The 20,293-nt window shown below is 61.4% G+C and carries 18 protein-coding genes; 1 reads left to right on the forward strand and 17 read right to left on the reverse strand.

Annotated elements, in window-relative coordinates; genetic code table 11:
- Positions 1-104 precede the first annotated feature (104 nt).
- The 16 genes from atpE to HV670_RS03185 all read right to left on the reverse strand — a co-directional run bounded on the left by atpE (position 105) and on the right by HV670_RS03185 (position 18,828).
- Positions 105-374: a F0F1 ATP synthase subunit C gene (gene atpE / locus HV670_RS03110; RefSeq protein ID WP_007180033.1), complete on the reverse strand. Its 270-nt coding sequence runs from the start codon at positions 372-374 to the stop codon at positions 105-107.
- Positions 375-443: 69 nt separating this feature from the next.
- Positions 444-1,292 carry a F0F1 ATP synthase subunit A gene (atpB, locus tag HV670_RS03115; protein ID WP_175103174.1) on the reverse strand — a complete coding sequence of 283 codons (849 nt, stop codon included), beginning with the start codon at positions 1,290-1,292 and terminating at the stop codon, positions 444-446.
- 61 nt (positions 1,293-1,353) lie between these two features.
- Positions 1,354-1,929 carry an ATP synthase subunit I gene (locus tag HV670_RS03120; protein WP_175103175.1) on the reverse strand — a complete coding sequence of 192 codons (576 nt, stop codon included), beginning with the start codon at positions 1,927-1,929 and terminating at the stop codon, positions 1,354-1,356.
- Between the two features lie 257 nt (positions 1,930-2,186).
- Complete coding sequence (locus tag HV670_RS03125; RefSeq protein WP_175103176.1) at positions 2,187-3,350, reverse strand: SLC13 family permease; 1,164 nt, start codon at positions 3,348-3,350, stop codon at positions 2,187-2,189.
- Positions 3,351-3,360: 10 nt separating this feature from the next.
- Positions 3,361-4,254 (reverse strand): ParB/RepB/Spo0J family partition protein, encoded by an 894-nt coding sequence (locus HV670_RS03130; RefSeq protein WP_175103177.1) that lies wholly within the window; start codon positions 4,252-4,254, stop codon positions 3,361-3,363.
- A 60-nt stretch (positions 4,255-4,314) separates the two neighbouring features.
- Positions 4,315-5,082, reverse strand: a complete 768-nt coding sequence (locus HV670_RS03135; protein WP_175103178.1) for a ParA family protein — start codon at positions 5,080-5,082, stop codon at positions 4,315-4,317.
- Positions 5,083-5,099: 17 nt separating this feature from the next.
- Entirely contained in the window at positions 5,100-5,798 is a 699-nt protein-coding gene (gene rsmG, locus HV670_RS03140; protein ID WP_246256944.1) for a 16S rRNA (guanine(527)-N(7))-methyltransferase RsmG, read from the reverse strand.
- Positions 5,795-7,789 carry a tRNA uridine-5-carboxymethylaminomethyl(34) synthesis enzyme MnmG gene (mnmG, locus tag HV670_RS03145; RefSeq protein WP_175103179.1) on the reverse strand — a complete coding sequence of 665 codons (1,995 nt, stop codon included), beginning with the start codon at positions 7,787-7,789 and terminating at the stop codon, positions 5,795-5,797. Before mnmG ends, rsmG begins: the two co-directional genes overlap by 4 nt.
- Before the next feature lie 1,315 nt (positions 7,790-9,104).
- On the reverse strand, positions 9,105-10,268 hold the full coding sequence (locus HV670_RS03150; protein WP_175103355.1) for an ABC transporter substrate-binding protein: 1,164 nt from the start codon (positions 10,266-10,268) through the stop codon (positions 9,105-9,107).
- 658 nt (positions 10,269-10,926) lie between these two features.
- Positions 10,927-11,928, reverse strand: a complete 1,002-nt coding sequence (locus HV670_RS03155) for a branched-chain amino acid ABC transporter permease (protein WP_175103180.1) — start codon at positions 11,926-11,928, stop codon at positions 10,927-10,929.
- A gap of 7 nt (positions 11,929-11,935) precedes the next feature.
- The gene (locus HV670_RS03160; protein ID WP_175103181.1) at positions 11,936-12,820 is read right to left on the reverse strand and encodes a branched-chain amino acid ABC transporter permease; all 885 of its coding nucleotides are present in this window, start codon (positions 12,818-12,820) and stop codon (positions 11,936-11,938) included.
- A gap of 11 nt (positions 12,821-12,831) precedes the next feature.
- On the reverse strand, positions 12,832-14,043 hold the full coding sequence (locus HV670_RS03165; protein WP_175103182.1) for an ABC transporter substrate-binding protein: 1,212 nt from the start codon (positions 14,041-14,043) through the stop codon (positions 12,832-12,834).
- A 115-nt stretch (positions 14,044-14,158) separates the two neighbouring features.
- Positions 14,159-14,989 (reverse strand): ABC transporter ATP-binding protein, encoded by an 831-nt coding sequence (locus HV670_RS03170; RefSeq protein ID WP_175103183.1) that lies wholly within the window; start codon positions 14,987-14,989, stop codon positions 14,159-14,161.
- The gene (locus HV670_RS03175; RefSeq protein WP_175103184.1) at positions 14,986-15,765 is read right to left on the reverse strand and encodes an ABC transporter ATP-binding protein; all 780 of its coding nucleotides are present in this window, start codon (positions 15,763-15,765) and stop codon (positions 14,986-14,988) included. The genes HV670_RS03170 and HV670_RS03175 overlap by 4 nt, the downstream gene beginning before the upstream one ends.
- 92 nt (positions 15,766-15,857) lie before the next feature.
- On the reverse strand, positions 15,858-17,732 hold the full coding sequence (locus HV670_RS03180) for a GMC family oxidoreductase (protein WP_175103185.1): 1,875 nt from the start codon (positions 17,730-17,732) through the stop codon (positions 15,858-15,860).
- A gap of 79 nt (positions 17,733-17,811) precedes the next feature.
- A complete protein-coding gene (locus HV670_RS03185; RefSeq protein WP_175103186.1) occupies positions 17,812-18,828 on the reverse strand; it encodes a hypothetical protein in 1,017 nt (338 codons plus the stop codon).
- Positions 18,829-19,007: 179 nt separating this feature from the next.
- On the opposite strand from HV670_RS03185, the gene HV670_RS03190 reads away from it, so the two are divergent.
- Positions 19,008-19,589 carry a class IV adenylate cyclase gene (locus HV670_RS03190; RefSeq protein ID WP_175103187.1) on the forward strand — a complete coding sequence of 194 codons (582 nt, stop codon included), beginning with the start codon at positions 19,008-19,010 and terminating at the stop codon, positions 19,587-19,589.
- 73 nt (positions 19,590-19,662) lie between these two features.
- Here the strand turns inward: HV670_RS03190 and HV670_RS03195 are convergent, their stop codons facing one another.
- Entirely contained in the window at positions 19,663-20,175 is a 513-nt protein-coding gene (locus HV670_RS03195) for an Lrp/AsnC family transcriptional regulator (protein ID WP_175103188.1), read from the reverse strand.
- Positions 20,176-20,293: the final 118 nt, after the last annotated feature.

Genomic DNA, 20,293 nt, shown 5'->3' on the forward strand with positions numbered 1-20,293 from the left:
GCGCGGGCCGGCTCGGCGCATTCGCGAACCCGGTGTCCCGCGCGTTTTCCTGCTTCGCCACCCCGTTCTTCAAGTCAGAGCGGGGCGAGGACTTCCGAGCCCGTTCAGCCCGCCAGCTTCGACAGCAGCGGGTTCGCGAACGCGAACAGCATCGCCACGCCCACGCCGATCAGGAATGCAGCATCGATCAGACCCGCCAGCAGGAACATCTTCGTTTGCAACGGGTTCATCAGTTCCGGCTGGCGCGCGCAGGCTTCGATGTACTTGCCGCCCATCAGGCCGATACCGATACAGGCGCCAATTGCACCCAGGCCGATGATGATGCCGATACCGATGGCGGTCAGACCCTGGATGTTGGCGATAAAAGCTTGCATGATCACTCCTTTGTGAAAAGACTTAAGAACTTGAGAACTTGAAAAATCGGCAAAAAAACCGGAAAAAGCTTAGTGTTTATCGTGTGCCTGGCCGAGGTACACCAGCGTCAGCATCATGAAGATGAACGCTTGCAGCAACACGATCAGGATGTGGAAGATCGACCACACGGTGCCCGCGATCACATGACCGACGAAGCCGAGCACCGTCGTATCCGCGCCAAAGCCCCACATCGAGCCAAGCAACGCGATCAGCAGGAACAGCAGCTCGCCCGCATACATGTTGCCGAACAGCCGCATCCCGAGGGAGATGGTCTTGGCGAGATATTCGATGATGTTCAGCAGCAGGTTCGGCAGCCACAGCAGCGGATGCGAGCCGAACGGGGCCGAGATGAGTTCGTGGCCGAAACCCTTGGGACCCTTGATCTTCAGGCTGTAATAGATCATCAGGATGAACACGCCGAGCGCGATGCCGAGCGTGCCGTTGAGGTCGGCGGTCGGGACGATGCGGATATGGTCGATCGTGCCGGAGAGCCCGACCCAGCCGATCACGCGCGACGCGAGGTCGACCGGGATGAAGTCGAGCGAGTTCATCAGCGCGACCCAGACGAACACCGTCAGTGCGAGCGGGGCAATGAAGTGGCGGCTGCCATGGATCATCGACTTCGATTGATCCTCGACCATCTCGACGAGCATTTCGATCGCGCACTGGAAACGGCCCGGCACGCCAGGCGTCGCCTTGCGGGCGGCGAGATGAAGAACGAAGATCGTCACGAGGCCCATCAGCACCGACCAGAACAGCGTGTCCAAATTCCAGACCGAAAAATCGATGATTTTGGTCTGATGCTTGGTCGAGAAATTCGTCAGGTGGTGCGAGATGTACTCGGACGGATCCAGTTGATGCGGTTCGGCTGCGGCCATGTCTGTCAAACACCCAAAATGTAAAATTGTCGATCCTGCCCGGCCAGGCAGCCGGGGCGTTTCAGCGCAACGCCAGCGCGACCCAATAGGTCTTCAGCGCGACGAGATAAGTGATGAGCAATGGCAGCCAGCGAACATCGGGGACGTACTTTGCGATCGCCACGAACATGGCGACGGTCACCCCCATCTTGATCGCTTCTCCGACCATCCAGCCGAGCATCGACTGCTGATGGCCCACCCTTCTCAAGCGTAATGCGAACAACGCGCCCGGAACCCAGCAAATCGCCCCGCCCAATAGTGCCGATCGCGCGGCATCACCTGGCTGGCTCAAAAACTGCCAGCAGATCAGGGCCGCAACCAGGGACACAACCATTTGCGCCGCCACCACCCTGAAGGGCGTGACACGCGATGGACGACTCACGTTGGCGCCAAACAACTGCTCGGCTTCGGCACGTGTGAGCGGAACGATATTTGTCTCTTCTTGCTCGACATCCCAGTTTTCGGTGGCTCCGGCCGGCTGCCGGCCCTGGACAGTTGTGTCCGCAGCATGCACCTCGCCAGTACCGTAGGAAGACCTCGGTGCGGAGTGCTGATCGAACGCCTGTCTTGCCGTTCCGTTCGAATCGCCGCCAGCCATCCCTACTCCCAAAAACCCGCCACGCTTGCGCCTGACTTTCGATCGTGCCGAGCTATTAAATCGGGGCGATTGTAAGTGATTCTTACAGGCAATTCAAGCCTTTACGTGAGCCGAAAATATCCCGAAAACCGTTGTCCATGAAAGGTTTGCGCTGCTCTGCAACATGCCGTTCCCGGGCGACGAATACCGCCTGCTTCAGTGCGACGCCTTCGCGGCATGTGCGCCTTCCCCCACCCTCGAACCCCACCCGATCCGAATCAGATCCAGTTGATGAGCAAGCCACCCGTGAACAGCGCGAACACGAAAAACGGCACCGATAACAGATGAAAACGCCAGAAGATGCCTTTCACGGGCGCCAGCCGCATCGCGATCAGATTGGCGAGCGAGCCGACACAGAATCCAAAGCCTCCGACACTGGCCCCGTAGGCCAGGGCTTGCCAGTGGCGGCTAAACGATTCCAGCATAATCGCCGCCGGCACATTGCTGATGACCTGCGAGATCAAGGCACCGGCCATGAATGCGTGCAGGGGGTCCTGAAGATTCGCACCCGTTAGCAATCCATGAACCCAGGGCAACGCCGCCACTGTGCGCAGCACCATGAACATCAGCGCGAATACCGCGAGCAAAAGCCAGTCGATGCCCAGGACCGCCTTGCGCCGCCAGGCCCCGAAGCCCGCCAGCACGAGCGCGCAAGCGATAGTCGCGTGATGCGCATCGGCGAGGACGATGAACAGAACGAAGGCGACACTCGCAATCGCAAGCGTTCGACCGTCCAGACCGTCGTCCGCCTGCTCGCCCGGCAAGTCGAGCCGCGTGTCGCCGAAGATCAGCGCCGTCAGCCCGGCCAGAGCGATCATCAGCACCGCCGTCAACGGCGCCATGGTCGCGACGAACCCAGCGAACGATACCCCGCTCGCTCCCCACAGAAAGAGGTTCTGCGGATTGCCGAACGGCGTGAGAATCGAGCCCGCGTTGACCGCGAGCGCGATCACGATAACCAGCCGACGCATGGGAATCGACACGAGCTTGTCGAGCGAGATCACCACCGGGATTACGGCGAACAACGCGACGTCATTCGTCAGCACCGTCGACATCAGCGCGGCAAACAGGACCAGAACCAGCGCGAGACCCCGTTCCGTGCGCACCCGATGAAGCAAACGATGTGCAGCCCAGTTCATGGCACCCGACATATCGATGACCCGCGTCAGCACGAGCAGACCCGTGAGCGTCAGCATCGTGTCCCAGTCGATCATCTTTGCGAGCGCTGCGACCGGCTGCGCGTGAAAGACCTGCAGGAGAACCAGCGTCACCACCAGCACGACCAGCACCGCCTCGCGCTTGACGAAGGCGAGCAACCGCACCCGCGGCGAAACCACCGCCACAATCTCTGGCGTATCCGCCCGGCGCAATTCCGAGGTCATCGGCACGCCGTCAACCCGCCTCGCCGCCACGCAGACGGCCGAGAATCCCCTCGAGCGAATCGAGATCGCCGAAGTCGATCATCACCTGCCCGCCACCGCGCCGGCCCATCTTGATCTTCACCGCCGACGCCAGCAGGTCCGACAATTCCTCTTCAAGGCGCGCGACGTCGCGATCATTCGCTGCCGGCGACTTGTTGCGGCGCGCCGAATTCGGGCCCGGTTTCAATGCCACCGCGACCAGTTTCTCCGCGTCCCGTACCGACATCCGCTTGTTGACCACTTGATTGGCCAGCGTGATCTGCGAGGCCGCATCGACCGCGAGCAGCGCTCGCGCATGCCCCATGTCCAGATCACCGGCAAGCAGCATCGTCTGCACCGGCGCCGCGAGGTTCAGGAGACGCAGCAAATTCGAAACCGCGCTGCGCGAACGACCGACCGCCTCCGCAGCCTGCTCGTGCGTGAAGCTGAAATCGTCGAGCAGACGCTGAATCCCCTGCGCCTCCTCAAGCGGATTCAGATCTTCGCGTTGAATGTTCTCGATCAGCGCCATTGCCGCGGCCGCCTGATCCGACACATCCTTTACGAGCACCGGCACCTCGCTGAGCCCCGCGATACGCGCCGCCCGAAACCGCCGTTCCCCCGCGATGATCTCGAACTTCTCGTCACTTACCCCGCGCACCAGAATCGGCTGCATCAGACCTTGCGCTCGAATGCTCGCCGCGAGCTCCTGCAGCGCCCCTTCGTCCATGCGCGTTCGCGGCTGATACTTGCCCGCCTGCAGCCGGCTCAACGGCAACGTGGTCGGCACCCCATCCTGGCGAACCGCCTCCGTGATGTCGGCGCTACCGCCCAACAACGCTTCGAGACCCCGGCCGAGGCCCTTCTTCTTGACTGCTGCATTCATGGCGATTCGCTCGGAATATCGTTTATTACAAATATCTTTCGATGCAGACCCCACTCGACCCTAGAGCGTACGGATCCGGTTGATCATCTCCGTGCCGAACTGCAAGTACGCTTGTGCCCCACGCGACGACTTGTCGAAAACAATACCCGGCAAACCATAGCTCGGCGCCTCTGCGAGCCGCACATTGCGCGGGATCACCGCGTTGAAGACCTTGTCCCCGAAGTGCTGCTTCAACTGTTCCGACACCTGCTGTTGAAGCGTGACCCGGGGATCAAACATGACCCGCAGCAAGCCGATGACCTGCAGATCCCGGTTCAGATTCGCATGAACCTGCTTGATCGTATTGACCAGGTCAGAGAGACCCTCGAGCGCGAAGTACTCACATTGCATCGGGATGATCACCCCATTGGCCGCGCAAAGCCCGTTCAGCGTCAACAGCGACAGCGCCGGCGGGCAGTCGATCAATACAAAGTCATACCTGCCGTCGAGTTCCGCAAGCGACTGCTTGAGACGCTTTTCGCGTGAATCGAGCCCAACCAACTCGATCTCCGCACCCGCGAGCTCACGGTTCGACGGCAGCACGTCATAACCCGCCGCATCCGCCTTCACCGCCGCATCCGCAATCGAGGCCCCGTCGACCAGCACCTCATAGACCGTCGTTTCACACAGACTCTTGTCGATCCCGCTGCCCATCGTCGCATTCCCCTGCGGATCGAGATCGATCAGTAGGACACGCTGACCATGCGACGCAAGGCTCGCAGCGAGATTCACACTCGTAGTCGTCTTGCCAACCCCGCCCTTCTGGTTCGCGACGCAAAAAATCTTCATTCCGCTAGTCCGGTTGCTCAACGATGCGATTGAATTCGAATTTCGACCAGATGCCGCTCAGCATCGAGCGCCGGCACATTCAGCCTGATTACCTGAACCACCTCCGCGTCCGCCGGCAGGCGCGCGATCTCGTCCTCCGGGCGCACACCCTTCATCGCCCAGAGCCTACCTTCCGGAGCCAGCGCCCCACGCGCCAACGCGACGAAGTCCACCAGTTCCGCGAACGCACGAGAAACAATCAAATCGAAGCCCCGCGCCGCCCCGGTATCCGGCCACAACGACTCCACCCGTCCGTTGACCACCGAAAGATTCGCGAGCCCGAGTGATCCCTTCACCTGAGTCTGGAACGCACTCTTCTTTTGGACGATATCGTTTAGCGTGACCTGCCAGCGCGGCTCGACAATCGCAAGCACCGCCCCCGGCAGCCCACCGCCCGAGCCCACATCCAGAACATGAGCCCCGTCGCCCCCAACAAGATGCGGAACGATCGCCAGCGAGTCGAGAATGTGCTGTATCACCATCTGCCTCGGATCGCGGATCGCCGTCAAGTTGTAGACCGCGTTCCACTTACCGAGCAAGGCCACATAGTCCAGTAGCTGCTGGCGCTGCCTGGCGTTGAGCTCCAGCCCGAGAGCCGCAATTCCGTCCCCGAGCAAACCTGCCAGAACCCCGACATCACTGGTTGCCGCGCCATTCCGATGAGCCCCGCCCATCATTGAACCGATCGCCCACTAGCCGTCCCACCCTCCGCGGCCGCCAGATCCCCGGCCAGGGCATCGGCCGCCCCACGACGACCCAGCCCCTTCTTTAAATGCACCATCAACAAAGAGATCGCCGCAGGCGTAATGCCCGAAATACGCGAGGCCTGCCCTATCGTTTCCGGCTTGAACTGATTCAGCTTCTGACGCGCCTCGAACGACAGCCCCCGAACCTCCGCGTAATCGAGATCGACAGGGAGGCGCGTGCTCTCATGAGCCTCATTGCGCTCGATCTCCCCTGCCTGCCGATCGATATAGCCCTGGTACTTGATACCGATCTCGATCTGCTCCCGAATCTGCGCCTCGATCGCCGCATCCCCAACAAGCGATTCCGCGAGCGGCCCAGACGGCGCAAACTCCCCGCCACGCAAGGCCATGAGCGATGCGTAACTCACCCCGGGACGCTTCAACAAGTCCGCAAGATTGTGCTCATGCTCGATCGCCTTTCCCAGCAACCCCTCCGCATCTGCCACCGGCAACGTCTTCGGATTGACCCAGGTCGCACGAAGCCGCGCTGTTTCACGTGAAACAGCATCCCGCTTCGCCTCGAAAACGTTCCACCGACGATCATCGACACAACCCAGCTCGCGCCCGATCTCCGTCAATCGCATATCCGCATTGTCTTCACGCAGACTGAGCCGATACTCCGCCCGACTCGTGAACATCCGATACGGCTCCGACACCCCTCGCGTGACCAAGTCATCGACCAGCACCCCGAGATAAGCCTGATCCCGGCGCGGCACCCACGCATCCCCCCCCTGCGCATGAAGCGCACCATTCAGGCCTGCGAGCAGCCCTTGGGCGGCCGCCTCCTCATACCCCGTCGTTCCGTTGATCTGCCCGGCAAAAAACAGGCCATTGATCACCTTGGTTTCGAGCGAGGCCTTGAGCCCGCGCGGATCGAAATAGTCATATTCGATCGCGTAGCCCGGCCGCAGGATATGCGCGTGCTCCAACCCCACCATCGAATGAACCAGCTCTAGCTGGACATCAAAAGGCAGGCTCGTCGAAATTCCGTTCGGATAGAACTCATTCGTCGTGAGCCCTTCCGGCTCAAGGTAAATCTGATGCGACTCCTTGCCCGCAAAGCGGTGAATCTTGTCCTCAATCGAAGGGCAATACCGCGGCCCCACCCCTTCGATGACACCCGTGTACATCGGCGAGCGGTCCAGACCGCCTCGAATGATCTCGTGCGTCCGCGCATTCGTATGCGTGATCCAGCAAGGCAGCTGCTGCGGATGCTGCTCAGCCCGACCTGTGAAAGAGAAGACCGGCACCGGATCGAGATCTCCCGGTTGTTCCTCAAGCTTCGAAAAGTCGATTGTCCGCCCATCGATACGTGGCGGCGTGCCCGTTTTCAGCCGCCCTTGCGGCAGCTTGAGCTCCTTCAGACGAGCCGAAAGCGACACCGACGCAGGATCACCCGCACGGCCCCCCACATAGTTGTTGAGGCCCACATGAATCTTGCCATCGAGAAACGTGCCCGCCGTGAGCACCACCGCGCGCGCGCGAAAACTCACCCCGACCTGCGTCACCGCCCCCACCACCCGATCGCCCTCGACGATCAGATCATCGACCGCTTGCTGAAAAAGCCAGAGATTCGGCTGATTTTCGAGCCGCGTGCGAATCGCCTTCCGGTACAGAACACGGTCCGCCTGTGCGCGCGTCGCACGTACTGCCGGCCCCTTGGACGAATTCAAGATCCGGAACTGAATCCCCGCCTCATCCGTCGCCGCCGCCATTGCCCCGCCAAGCGCATCGACCTCTTTGACCAGATGACCCTTGCCAATACCGCCAATCGACGGATTGCAGCTCATCTGACCGAGCGTCTCGATGTTGTGCGTGAGCAGCAAAGTTTTGCTGCCCATCCGTGCCGAGGCAAGCGCCGCCTCGGTTCCAGCGTGGCCGCCGCCGACCACGATCACGTCAAATTCAGTGGGATAAAGCATGATGGCTCCGCGCAAGCGCCCGGACCGGTTGAAAAATGTAGGCGAATTATAACGGAGCAGTTCTGCGCAGTCGTTGGCGGTTACGACTTATGACCGTTTGGCCACGGTGTTTCACGTGAAACAGCGTCAATTTCCTTTATGGTTTACGCAATGAGCGCATCGCGACCCAAAGGATTTGACGCATGAGAAAACGTCAACGAACAACCGCAGTGTTCCACGTGAAACACACCCGAGACTCGTAAACCGCTTCCTACACATGGCGTTGACCAGCGCGGAATGCGGCCCCGCTCCGTCCACCTGGCTGGACTTTGGCGGGACAGCCAAGACCGTGACAAACCCACACCATGGACTTACCTATTCCACCAACGCGAACCACCAGGCATTGACCAGTGCGGAGTGGGGCCGAGTGGGTGGACGGAGCGGGGTCGGTCGCACGCAGTGTGTTCGACGAAGGGCACGCCGCCCCGCTCTGGCTGCCTGGCTGGACTTAGGCGGGGCAGCTAAGACCGCGACAAACCCACACCACCGACCACGTATTCCACCAACGCAAACCACGTGGCAATGACCAGCGCGGAATGGGGCTGAGTGGGCGGATGGAGCGGGGCCGGTCGCGCGCAGTGTGTTCCACGGAGGGCGAGCGGCCCCGCTCTGGCCGCCTGGCTGGACTCAGACGGGGCAGCGAAGTCCGACACAAACCCACACCGCCTACTCACCTATTCCACAACGCGAACCACCTGGCATTGACCAGCGCGGAATGGGACCGAGTAGGTGGACGGAGCGGGGCCGGTCGCACGCAGTGTGTTCCACGGAGGGCGAGCGGCCCCGCTCTGGCCACCTGGCTGGACTTAGGCGGGCCAGCGAAGACCATAGACAGGACAGCGAAGATGGCGACAAATCACCCTGCAGACTCCGCTATTCACCAACGCAAACTATGTGGCCTTGATCAGCGCGGAATGGGACCGAGTGGGTGGACGGAGCGGGGCCGGTCGCACGCAGTGTGTTCCATGGAGGGCGAGCGGCCCCGCTCTGGCCGCCTGGCTGGACTTTGGCGGGGCAGCGAAGACAATTAGACAGGACAGCGAAGATGGCGACAAATCACCCTGCAGACTCCGCTATACCACCAACAACGCGAACCTCGTGGCATTGACCGCCGCGAAATGGGGCCGAGTGGGTGGGCGGAGCGGGGCCGGTCGCACGTAGCGTGTTCCGCGGAGGGCGAGCAGCCCCGCTCTGACCACCTGGCTGGGCGCAAGCGGGGCAGCGAAGACCGTCCAAGGGACCACCAACGTCCCTATACAAAAATGCCCCCATCCACCTACTTATCCTGCAACAACACCCACTTCCCGTCCTTGATCTCAACCATCACCCGAGCACGGTTATCGAATCCATTGTGGTCAGTGGCCGTCATATTCATGACCCCTTGCGAAACCGCAAGATCCTTCTGACTAGCCAACGCATCCCTCAAAGCCACCCGAAACGCTTCAGTCCCCGGCTGTCCCTTCTTCAATGCCTCCGGTATCGAATGAGCAAGCAGTTGCCCCGCATCCCAGGCATGCCCCCCAAACGTAGAAATCGACCCCACCCCATAAGCCTTCTCGTAAGCCGCCTTATACCCCAGCGCCGCAGCCTTGACCGGATTCGAATCCGGCAGTTGATCCGCCACAAGCAACGGCCCCGCCGGCAACAACGTCCCATCACAATCCCGCCCGCAGACCCGCAGGAAATCGTTGTTCGCCACACCATGCGTCTGATACAGCTTCCCCTTGTAACCCCGCTCCTTGAGCGCCCGTTCAGGCAAAGCCGCCGGCGTCCCCGACGCCCCGATCAAGACAGCATCCGGATTCACACTCACGATCTTGAGCACCTGCCCCGTCACCGACGTATCCCCCCGCTGGTAACGCTCGCTCGCCACAACCTTGATGCCATGCCGAGCCGCCGCCCCCGTCAATTCCTTGAGCCAGCTCTCCCCATACGCATCCGCAAAACCAATAAACCCCACCGTGCGAACACCCTGCCCCGCCATATGCGCAGCAATCGCCTCCGCCATCAAACTATCGTTCTGAGGCGTCTTGAATGCCCAAGCCCGCTTGTCATCCATCGGCGCAATGATCCCTTCTGACGCCGCCATCGAAATCATCGGCGTATGCGCGCCCGCCGCAACATCCAGCATGGCCAGCGAGTTCGGCGTCACCGTCGACCCGATGATCGCGTCCACATGATCCTCACTGATCAGCTTGTGCGTGTCCTGAACCGCCTTCGTCACATCCGTCGCATCGTCCAGAACAATGTATTCCACCGACTTCCCAGCCACCTTCGCCGGCAAAAGCGCGATCGTATTCTTCTCCGGAATGCCCAGCGAGGCAGCCGGCCCCGTCGCCGATACCACTACCCCGATCTTCACCTGCGCAACCGCCAATCCGCTGCCGCAAAGCAACACACCCGCCACCCCCACCCCGTATACCCAATCGCGAACCCTCATCCCTTTCCCCATGTTCTGATCAGAATTTTTTCCAAAAACCATAAACCCCCCCACAAAAACTCAATCAATTAATTTATTTAATTAACAGCCACAACCAAGACAAAAACATATTTACCAGTTCACTCCCAGCTACCGCAACCCCTGCCAGAATCTACAGGCAATAAAAAAGCGCGAGCCATATCGGCTCACGCTTCGAAATTCCTTCAGGCTACCTAAACCACCGCCAGATCGCCTCACCAGACCCGCACACGTCCACATAGCGAGCACCTTGGCCATACCTTCCCATTGTGAAATCACGACCAACAAATAAAAAAGCGCTGTTGGAATCTCCAACAGCGCTTTTTTCGCGGGCTTAATACCCTATTTGTCTCCTCGTTCCCCACCTCAAAATGCAGTGCATCGAACTGGCTCGAAGATTAAACAAGCATCACACCCCCAGCAACCTAGCATTTACCCTAGGTGGTGCAATGCCGCGAAGAGCGCACCGCTTTGGCGCCGCCGTGCCCCGTGGGCAAACGTTTCCAGCACCCCACCCCCTCATTCGCCATCCACCCGCTAGGGTATGTCCCAAGCCCAAGCCCCAAGTCCCAGCGACCACAATCCACCCGGGCCACACACCCTGCCCCCAAACCCCGCCTGTAACCACCCCGCACACACATCACCCATGTTCCTTCGTCACACCCTGCACACCACTATCCAAAATCCTTACACGCGCCACCACCTCCCCCACGATCCCCCGCCGGAACGCCAGCACACAGACAATGAAGATCAAGCCCGTCACTGTCGTCACCGAGTCCCCCAGCGAACGAAAAGCATCGACTCCAGTAACCGATGCCAGCCCGTTACCGATATCCCCAAGCCTGTCCTCGAGCGCCACGATCACCAGCGCACCCACCAATGGTCCGAACAGCGTGCCCATGCCCCCCACAAGCGTCATCAGCACGACCAGACCCGACATCGTCCAGTGACCATCACCGAGCGTCTCGAAACCCAGCACGAGCGTCTTGAGCGCGCCTGCGAGCCCAGCCAGACCCGCCGACAAAACAAAAGCCAGCAACTTGAACGCATCACTGCGATAACCCAGCGATATCGCCCGCCCCTCGTTCTCCCGGATCGCTGTCAAAACCTGCCCGAATGGCGAATGCACAATACGTACGATCAGACCGAACGCCAGCGCGACCACCACCAGCACCACGTAGTAGAGCGTGAGATCCGAACCCAGATCCAACACGCCGAACAGACGGCCTCGCGGCACCCCCTGCAAACCGTCCTCGCCCCCCGTGAACGGCGCCTGGAGAAAAATGAAATACAACAACTGCGCAAGCGCCAGCGTGACCATCGCGAAATAGATGCCCTGCCGCCGGATCGCGAACACTCCCGCGACGAGCCCCAGCACCAGCGCCACCAGCGTGCCCGCGAGTACACCGAGTTCAGGCGTCAAGCCATACGTCTTGATCAAATAACCCGTCGTATAGCCTGCACTCGCCAGGAACGCCGCATGCCCGAACGACAACAGGCCCGTATACCCGATCAACAGATTGAAGGCCGACGCAAACAACGCGAAGCACAGCACCTTCATCACGAAGACCGGATAGACCCCCACGAACGGCGCCGCGACCAACACCACAAGCAGCAGCGCATACAAAGTCTTCTTGATCATCGCCTTCCTATCGCTCCTTGCCGAATAGCCCCGCGGGACGCACCAGCAACACCAGCGCCATGATCACGAACACCACCGTCGCCGACCCCTGCGGATAGAACACCCGCGTGAACCCCTCGATCACCCCGAGCCCGAGACCCGTCACGATCGCCCCGAAGATCGATCCCATCCCCCCGATCACCACCACCGCGAACACCGTGATGATCATGGGCTGACCCATCAAGGCCGACACCTGCATGACCGGCGCCGCGAGCACACCTGCGAACGCCGCCAGCGCGACCCCGAAGCCATAAGTCAACGTCACCATCAGCGGCACATTGATACCGAACGCCTCGACCAGCCGCGGATTCTCCGTACCCGCACGGAGATAGGCCCCGAGCCGCGTCCTTTCGATCAGATACCACGTCGCGAAACACACGCCCAGCGACGCGACCACCACCCACGCGCGATAGTTCGGCAGCATCATGAAGCCGAGATCCGTCGCGCCCGCCAGTAGCTCAGGCCCGCTGTAGGGCTGGCCCGACGAGCCGTAGATCGACTGAAATATCCCCTCGACCACCAGCGTGAGTCCGAACGTCAGTAGCAGCCCATAGAGATGATCGAGCCGGTAGATCCAGCGCAGCATCGTGCGCTCAAACACCATGCCGAGCAGCCCGACCACCACCGGCGCCACCACCAACATCACCCAGTAAGGCAGGCCGAAATAATTGAGCCCCATCCACGCACACATGGCGCCCAGCATGAACGTGGCGCCATGTGCGAAGTTGATGACATTCAAAAGGCCGAAGATCACCGCAAGCCCAAGACTCAGGATCGCGTAGAACGAGCCATTGACCAGCCCGAGCAGCAGCTGGCTCAACAGCGCAGAGAGCGGAATGCCGAGGATTTCCATCGCTCAGTGCATCATTTCCACAGCGCGCAACGCGTTTCCGCCTTGGTCCCGTAGGCCTGTTCGCCCGGAATCGTCTCGACCACGTTGTAGTAGTCCCACGGCGCCTTCGACTCGCTCGGCTTCTTGACCTGCATCAGATACATGTCATGGACCATGACACCGTCCTGGCGCACATAACCGCCGTGCGCATAGAAGTCGTCGATCTTCGTCTTCTTGAGCTGAGCCATCACCTTGTCGGCGTCCGTCGATCCCACCGCCTGCACCGCCTTCAGATACGTCGTCACCGCCGAGTAATCGGCGGCCTGGACACTCGTCGGCTCCTTGCGCGTCTTGTCGAAGAAGCGTTGCGAGAACTTGCGCGTCGCGTCGTCCTTGTTCCAGTACCAGCTGTCCGTCACATACATTCCCTGAGTCGCCTCGAGGCCGAGACTGTGCACATCCGAGATGAACATCAGCAGGCCCGCGAGCTGCATCGTCTTGTTGATGCCGAATTCCTTCGCCGCCTTGATCGCGTTGACCGTGTCCCCACCCGCGTTCGCAAGACCCAGGATTTGCGCCTTCGAAGATTGCGCCTGCAACAGGAATGATGAGAAATCCGAAGCATTGAGCGGATGGAGCACATCGCCGACCACCGTGCCACCCGCCGACTTGACAACCGCCGCGGTATTCTTCTCGAGCGACTTACCGAATGCATAGTCCGCCGTCAGGAAGAACCACGACTTGCCGCCGCGCTTGACCACCGCCGAACCCGTGCCGCGCGCAAGCGCCATCGTGTCGTAGGCATAGTGAATCGTATAAGGCGTGCACTGCTCGTTGGTCATCGTATCGGCACCCGCCCCGATGTTGATGTAGACCCTCTTCTTCTCACCCGCGACCGTATTCATCGAAAGACCCGCCGCCGAGTTCGTGCCGCCGATCAACAGCGTCACCCCGTCGCGGTCGAACCATTCTCGCGCCTTCGACGCCGCGATATCCGCCTTGTTCTGGTGATCGGCCGAAACGAACTCGATCGGCTTGCCCAGCACCTTACCGCCGAAGTCCGCGATCGCCATGCGGATCGCCTCCGCACCGCCGGCCCCGTCGATATCCGCATAGAGTCCTGACATGTCGGTGATCAATCCGACCTTGACGCTACCGTCGTCCGCATGCGCAGGCATCGCGGCGATCGTGCCGACCATCCCCACGACTGCGCCGAGAGCTGTTGCAAGTGCATTGCGTTTCATCACCGTGGTCTCCTCCAATCGGTCTATTGATCATTCTGGTGCTGGCCGAACAAGCCCGCTGCGATGCCCCATGCAGACAGACGTCGATGCATGGGCCGACATCGCCGCCGGCGTGTCAGACCCCCAACAATTCGTGCAGCACCGGCATTTTCGCGTCAAGATCGCGCGCCGGAAAATGTTCGACGATCCGGCCGTGCTCCATCACATAGAAGCGATCGGCAAGCGGCGCGGCGAACCGGAAATTCTGTTCGACCATCACGACCGTAAAGCCCCGTGCCTTGAGCGTCACGATCATCCGGGCCAATGCCTGGACGATTACCGGCGCAAGGCCTTCGGAAATCTCGTCGAGCAGCAGCAGGTTCGCACCGGTCCGCAGAATCCGGGCGACCGCCAGCATCTGCTGTTCGCCCCCTGACAGCCGCGTACCCTGGCTCGTGCGGCGCTCTTGCAGGTTCGGAAACATCGAATAGATTTCGTCGAGCGACATCGCATTACGCGCCGCCTCGCCCTTGACGAGCACGGGGGGCAACAGCAGATTTTCCTCGCACGAAAGACTCGAGAAAATACCGCGCTCCTCCGGACAATAGCCGACCCCAAGCGGGGCAATCCGATGCGTCGGTAAGCCAATCGTTTCCTGCCCGCTGATCCGGATCGATCCCTTGCGCCTGCCCGTGAGCCCCAGAATTGCGCGCAGCGTCGTCGTGCGGCCCGCCCCATTACGGCCGAGCAGCGTGACGACTTCACCGCGCCTCACGCTCAGATCGACTCCATGCAGGATATGCGATTCACCGTACCAGGCTTCGAGGCCGCGAAGTTCGAGCGATGCATCGGGTACACCGGCGCCTGAGGATGCATCCCGTCCACCCGCCCTGTCCCCCGCACGCCGCGATGGCGAAAGCGTGTCCCCTTGCCGCCCGGCATCGGCATGCGCCTCGACATGATTCATGCGTGCGCTCCCTGCAATGTCGCGTCGGTGCTGCCCATATAGGCCTCGATCACCTGCGGATTCTTCGATACCTCGGCATAGCTGCCTTCGGCGAGAATCTCGCCGCGCTGCAGGACCGTGATCGTGTCGGAGATTCCCGCGATCACATTCATATTGTGCTCGACCATGAGTACCGTGCGGCCGACTGCCACCTTGCGGATCAGCGTCGTGACGCGATCGACATCCTCGTGACCCATGCCCTGCGTCGGTTCGTCGAGCAGCATCAGTTCGGGTTCCATCGCGAGCGTCGTCGCGATCTCGAGCGCGCGCTTGCGGCCATATGGCAACTCGACTGCGCGCAGTTGCGCATAGTCCGTGAGTCCGACTTCATCGAGCAATTCAAGCGCACGCGCATCGAGCACCGCGAGCGAACGTTCGCTGCGCCAGAACTGAAACGCCGTGCCGAGCTGACGCTGCAGCCCGATGCGCACATTCTGCAGGACCGTCATATGGGGAAACACCGCGGAAATCTGGAACGAGCGTATGACCCCCCGCCGCGCGATCTGCGACGATCGCTCACGCGTGATGTCAACGTCGTTGAAGACGATCTGGCCGCGTGTGGGTACGAGAAACTTGGTAAGCAGATTGAAGCAAGTCGTCTTGCCCGCGCCGTTCGGCCCGATCAACGCGTGAATGCTGCCGCGGCGCACGCGCAGATCGACATCGCGAACCGCCGTGAAACCGCGAAATTCCTTGGTCAGACCCCGCGTCTCCAGGATCGTGTCGTTGTGCACCATGTGTCCTGCCGGATTGACGGATGGGTGGGCCAACCAGAGTGGCCGATTGTCGCGCACGAGACCGCGTGAGCCTCATCGGTATTTGCACTTAGTTAATTCGACGTAAGCGTCGAAGCAAGCGTCGACCCTGACGCCTCTGCAAGCGGCTCGACAGCTTCGGCCCGGGCGGGTGCGATGTCGCCCTCGAGGATCATCCGGGCCGCACGCTCGGCGATCATCAAGGTCGGTGAATTGGTGTTGCCCGACGTGATCGTCGGCATCACCGATGCATCGACGACGCGCAGCCCGTCGACGCCGAGCACGCGCAAGCGGCTGTCGACGACCGTGCCCGGATCGTCCGGGCGCCCCATGCGGCACGTGCCAACCGGATGAAAAATCGTCGTACCGATGGCCCCGGCCGCTTCGGCGAGTTCGGCATCGGTCTGATACTGCGGACCCGGCTTGTATTCCTCGGGCCGATACGGTGCGAGCGCTTCGCTTGCCGCGATACGCCGGGTCAGCTGGATCGCCTTCGCGGCGACCTGCCGGTCGTACTCCGTACTCAGGTAGTTCGGTGCGATCGCGGGCGCGATCAAAGGGTCGGCCGAAACGATGTGCACACTGCCCCGCGATGTCGGCCGCACATGGCAGACCGAGGCCGTGAAAGCATCGAAAGCATGCAGGGGCTCGCCGAAGCGATCGAGCGACAAGGGCTGTACGTGGTATTCAAGATCCGCCCGTCCCGACGAATCGAGGCCCGAACGCGCAAACGCACCGAGCTGCGACGGCGCCATCGACATCGGTCCGGAACGCAACAGCGCGTAGCGCATGCCGATCGCCAGCTTGCCCCACCAGCGGGCGCTCATCGTATTGAGCGTCGCGACATGGCTGACCTTGAAACTCATGCGTAGTTGAAGATGATCCTGGAGATTCTCCCCGACTCCAGACAAGGGCTGCATGACGGGAATACCCAGGCGGCCAAGCCGGTCGGCATCACCAATGCCCGATACTTCGAGCAATTGCGGCGAATTGATCGCACCGGCCGCCATCAGAACCTCACGGCGCGCACGGGCAAAACGCAGCTCGCCGCCTCCTAAGAATTCGACCCCGCAGCAACGCGTGGGCGCGCTGCCAGGCTTCGCCGTGCGCGCCGCATGACCCGTACCGGCTTTGGTGCGGGGAGCCCCTCCTGCTGTCGCCGCGCCGGACGAAGCGCTGGAACCGCCAGCGGTACTTCCTTTGATGCCGCCGCCTGCGCCGTGCTCATCGCATTCATCGACCTCAGCCGGCGCGAGCATGAGCCGGGTCGCATGCGCACCGGTGATGATCGTCAGGTTCGGTCGTTTGGACGCCGGACGCAGAAAGCCTTTGGCTGCACTCCAGCGCAGGCCGCCCTTCTGGTTCACGTCGAAATACGAGACCCCGAAATTGTCGCCGCGGTTGAAATCGTCGATCGCCGGAATGCCGGCCTGAGCGGCCGCACTCGAAAACGCGTCGAGAATCTTCCAGCGTAGCCGCTGCTTGCGCACGGCCCATTCCCCGCCCAACCCGTGCCACGCATTCGCACCGCCATGATGGTCCTCGCTGCGCTTGAACACCGGCAGCACCGCGTCCCACGACCAGGCGGCATCACCCGTCAGCCGTGCCCAAGCGTCATAGTCCTCGCGCTGACCGCGCATATAGATCATGCCGTTGATCGACGACGAACCGCCGAGTACGCGGCCGCGCGGGTAACCGAGCGAGCGCCCGTTGAGCCCCGGCTCGGCCAGGGTCTTGTACCGCCAGTCGGTGCGGGGATTGTCGATGCAATAAAGATAACCGACGGGGATGTGGATCCAGTGATAGTCGTCCTTGCCGCCCGCCTCGAGCAGCAGCACGCTGACCGAGGGGTCGGCGCTCAACCGGTTCGCCAGCACGCAGCCCGCCGTGCCCGCGCCAACGATTACATAGTCGAAGTCGCCTTCATGGTGTGCCACCGTCGTCTCCATTTTATCCGTTTGTCGTTACGACGATCTTAGTCGCTGGCGAGTCCGTTGGGGCATTTTCCAATGTGGCGGCCCGCTGTACTCACCGCAGGCCGGTCGCCATGAGCGCGTCCTCCAGTTCTCTCGCACGCGCCGAGGCGAGCTCGATCCTCGTGCGGTGCTGCTCGCGTAAGGTCTCGAGGCTGGCGGGGAAAAGGGAGGACTCGAACGAGTTCAACAGTGCTTCCACTTCTTCCTGCGGTGTGCCCCGGAGCTCCTCACACGACGGGGACATCAGCGCGGTGAGCACTGCCTCCAGATCCCGGCCACGCCGCCCCCCTTTGAGCGCCAGTTCGGCGGGCAAGGGCAGCAAATCAAACACCACGAGCATACGTAGCAGGCGTGCATGATCCAGGGAAGGCTCGCCCAGGGCGAGCGCCGAATAAAAATTACTGCGGCCCATCGCTCCGTAGCCCTTGTGAACGAGCAGGTCCCTGCGCACGTGCAACCTGACAGCGCGATCGCTGTCGTCCCGCTCGTTCTTGCAAATCGCGTGATCGACCATCTTCGCGAACGTAAAGGCGTGTCGTTCTGAAATCGTGGCAAGCGAAAGGACGTGGTGCGCATAAGCGGGGATCACCATCGGTACGTTGGTCCGTGCCCTCCCGGCCCGCCCCACCAGAAGATCCAGCACTTCTTGCGCCTGGAGGCAGTCATGCGAGAGCGCCATTCCCAGCGCGACAAGATAGGCTGTCTGGATGTCCTCGGCAAATCTACTGTACTCGACAGCCACCGGGCTGCTGGCGACCATCACGGCTTGCAGCAGGTGAGCTGAGCCGAGGAGGCGGCCGATTTCATACACGGGCCGCTCGCAGGCCGGGGTGCCGATCGCGCGAATCGCAGCACCCAGACACTCGGCAACGTCGATGCGATGGAATACGGGATCCGCTTCGGCACGATGTTCGATGATCTCGGTCCAGCGTGCAAGCGCGTCGGCGGCACCGCGTGCGGCACCCGCATCGGCTTGAGTCGGCGGCGCAGGATTCGAAGCGTCGGCGACGGGGCGCGTGGGCAGCGGACGATACTCGCGTGAAAAAAACGACTGAATTCTTGCAAGCATCGCAGGCACCTCCCTATTTGATGGACACTGCGACTATCGCCGATGTGCACCGCCCGGGCCATCAGCTTATACGTACGTACTGCTAATACGATCGATTTGAGCAAACCTGCATCGCGACGAACTTGCATTCGCGTCACAATCGATTCGGTACACTGTGTGCTCGCTGACTGGAGAACTTCATGGCACGTAATATCGAAATCAAAGCACATGCTCGGGACTACGACGGATTGCGCGACCGCGCCGCCGCGCTGGCCGAACACGACCCGATGCATTTCCGTCAGGAGGACACGTTCTTTCAGGTGGCATCCGGACGCCTCAAGCTGCGCCGCTTTGATGACGGCCAGCGCGCCGAGCTGATTTTCTATCAACGCGACGACCGCGACGGTCCGAAGGTTTCGTTCTACCAAAAAAGCCCGGTCAGCGATCCCGATGCGATGCAGGCCCTGCTCGCCGCGGCGCTCAAGGTGCGCAGCATCGTCTCGAAGGAACGCACCGTCTACCTGGTGGGCCGAACGCGAATTCATCTCGACCGGGTCGATTCGCTCGGCGCTTTCCTGGAACTCGAAGTCGTGCTCGAACAGAACGAAGACGAAGAATCGGGTCACCGCGAAGCGCGCGCGATGTTCGAGCAGCTCGGCGTGTCGGAGCGCGATCTGGTGTCGCTTTCCTATGTCGACCTGCTCGACCCGCACTACGACCGCGGCTCGGCCGTGGAGGAAACGGACGAAATCGAAGCCGCGGCTTGGCCGCCGGCCCGTTGACAGTTTTGAGCGGGTGGACAGGGCCGCAGGCTCGAGCCTGTCCGGTCGATTCCCTGCGGGCGGCCAGTCTCGTCTAGGTCCGGCGCTCGGGTCCGCCGTTGCCGCGCGCGCCGGCCGACAGATGTCCCAGCGGCAACGGACCGGAACGTTTGAACGTCGTCAACACGATATTCGAGCGGACACTGTCCACGCCCGGCACACGCATCAGCTTTTTCATCACAAAAGCCGACAACGCGTTGAGGTCGGGTGCGACGATCCGCAGCAGGTAGTCGGCATCGCCGACTACCGCATGGCACTCCAGCACCTCGGGCAGCACTTCGATCTGCTGTTGGAACTGCTCGATCACGGAGTCGCCGTGGTGCTTGAGCTTCAAGCTCGTGAACGCCGTCACCCCGAGTCCAAGCGTTTCGGGACGGAGTACGACGCGGTAGCCATCGATCACCCCGATCGCCTCGAGCCTTTGCAGCCGGCGACCGATCTGCGATGCCGAGAGAGGCACCTGTTCACCGAGTTGCTGATGAGTGGCCCGTCCGTAGCGCTGGAGCACCTCGAGCAGCGCGAGGTCGAAGTGGTCGAGATCAATCATGTGCATGCTCCGCATTTAACGACATTCCGATGCGGCAGTATCGCATAGTCTGACAAAAATCCACGTACTTTGCGCCAAAACCGCGTGGATGACGCTCTACACTGACAGACGTGACCGC

It is taken from the genome of Pararobbsia alpina, from assembly GCF_902859895.1.
Lineage (GTDB): Bacteria > Pseudomonadota > Gammaproteobacteria > Burkholderiales > Burkholderiaceae > Pararobbsia > Pararobbsia alpina.

Bases quoted from the DNA above. Each gene is read 5' to 3' on its own strand.
- atpE (WP_007180033.1), bottom strand. From the start codon at position 374: ATGCAAGCTTTTATCGCCAACATCCAGGGTCTGACCGCCATCGGTATC.
- atpB (WP_175103174.1), bottom strand. From the start codon at position 1,292: ATGGCCGCAGCCGAACCGCATCAACTGGATCCGTCCGAGTACATCTCG.
- HV670_RS03120 (WP_175103175.1), bottom strand. From the start codon at position 1,929: ATGGCTGGCGGCGATTCGAACGGAACGGCAAGACAGGCGTTCGATCAG.
- HV670_RS03125 (WP_175103176.1), bottom strand. From the start codon at position 3,350: ATGACCTCGGAATTGCGCCGGGCGGATACGCCAGAGATTGTGGCGGTG.
- HV670_RS03130 (WP_175103177.1), bottom strand. From the start codon at position 4,254: ATGAATGCAGCAGTCAAGAAGAAGGGCCTCGGCCGGGGTCTCGAAGCG.
- HV670_RS03135 (WP_175103178.1), bottom strand. From the start codon at position 5,082: ATGAAGATTTTTTGCGTCGCGAACCAGAAGGGCGGGGTTGGCAAGACG.
- rsmG (WP_246256944.1), bottom strand. From the start codon at position 5,798: ATGATGGGCGGGGCTCATCGGAATGGCGCGGCAACCAGTGATGTCGGG.
- mnmG (WP_175103179.1), bottom strand. From the start codon at position 7,789: ATGCTTTATCCCACTGAATTTGACGTGATCGTGGTCGGCGGCGGCCAC.
- HV670_RS03150 (WP_175103355.1), bottom strand. From the start codon at position 10,268: ATGAGGGTTCGCGATTGGGTATACGGGGTGGGGGTGGCGGGTGTGTTG.
- HV670_RS03155 (WP_175103180.1), bottom strand. From the start codon at position 11,928: ATGATCAAGAAGACTTTGTATGCGCTGCTGCTTGTGGTGTTGGTCGCG.
- HV670_RS03160 (WP_175103181.1), bottom strand. From the start codon at position 12,820: ATGGAAATCCTCGGCATTCCGCTCTCTGCGCTGTTGAGCCAGCTGCTG.
- HV670_RS03165 (WP_175103182.1), bottom strand. From the start codon at position 14,043: ATGAAACGCAATGCACTTGCAACAGCTCTCGGCGCAGTCGTGGGGATG.
- HV670_RS03170 (WP_175103183.1), bottom strand. From the start codon at position 14,989: ATGAATCATGTCGAGGCGCATGCCGATGCCGGGCGGCAAGGGGACACG.
- HV670_RS03175 (WP_175103184.1), bottom strand. From the start codon at position 15,765: ATGGTGCACAACGACACGATCCTGGAGACGCGGGGTCTGACCAAGGAA.
- HV670_RS03180 (WP_175103185.1), bottom strand. From the start codon at position 17,732: ATGGAGACGACGGTGGCACACCATGAAGGCGACTTCGACTATGTAATC.
- HV670_RS03185 (WP_175103186.1), bottom strand. From the start codon at position 18,828: ATGCTTGCAAGAATTCAGTCGTTTTTTTCACGCGAGTATCGTCCGCTG.
- HV670_RS03190 (WP_175103187.1), top strand. From the start codon at position 19,008: ATGGCACGTAATATCGAAATCAAAGCACATGCTCGGGACTACGACGGA.
- HV670_RS03195 (WP_175103188.1), bottom strand. From the start codon at position 20,175: ATGATTGATCTCGACCACTTCGACCTCGCGCTGCTCGAGGTGCTCCAG.